Origin of the sequence: Streptomyces sp. SID12501 (genome assembly GCF_010550245.1) — a bacterium.
In the GTDB taxonomy this organism is placed as follows: domain Bacteria; phylum Actinomycetota; class Actinomycetes; order Streptomycetales; family Streptomycetaceae; genus Streptomyces.
The window spans coordinates 1-506 of sequence record NZ_JAAGLU010000445.1; the positions used below are offsets into that span (position 1 = coordinate 1).

The 506-nt window shown below is 72.7% G+C and carries 1 protein-coding gene; it reads left to right on the top strand.

The genetic code is table 11. The features are described from left to right. Positions 1–506 (top strand): glycoside hydrolase family 3 C-terminal domain-containing protein (locus G3I71_RS46690; protein ID WP_203733111.1); only part of this gene is annotated, 506 nt, incomplete at both ends.

A 506-nucleotide genomic window follows, 5' to 3' on the forward strand; every position in this document is an offset into this window, starting at 1 on the left:
GCGATGCTCGACGCGCTCCCGGCCACCGGCACGCCCATGACGGTCGTCGTCATCGCGTCCAAGCCGCTCGTGCTGCCGGACTCGGCGCTGGCGGCCGACGCGATCGTGTGGGCCGCGAACCCCGGCATGCGCGGCGGGCGGGCGATCGCCGAGCTGCTGCTCGGCACGATCGACCCGGCCGGCCGCCTGCCGGTGACGTTCCCGCGGCACGTCGGCCAGCAGCCGGTGTACTACAACCAGCTGCGCGGCCAGCACGGCAACCGGTACGCCGACCTCACGCAGGACCCGGCGTTCGCGTTCGGCGAGGGCCTGTCGTACTCGACGGTCGAGTACTCCGACCTCACGGTCGCCGAGCCGGTGCTGGGCCGGGACGACGTGGTGCGCGCCCGGGTCACGGTGACGAACACGGGCACGCGCCCGTCGCACGAGGTCGTACAGGTGTACGTGAGCGACCTCGTGACGTCGCTGACGTGGGCGGACAAGGAGCTCAAGGCGTACCGCCACGT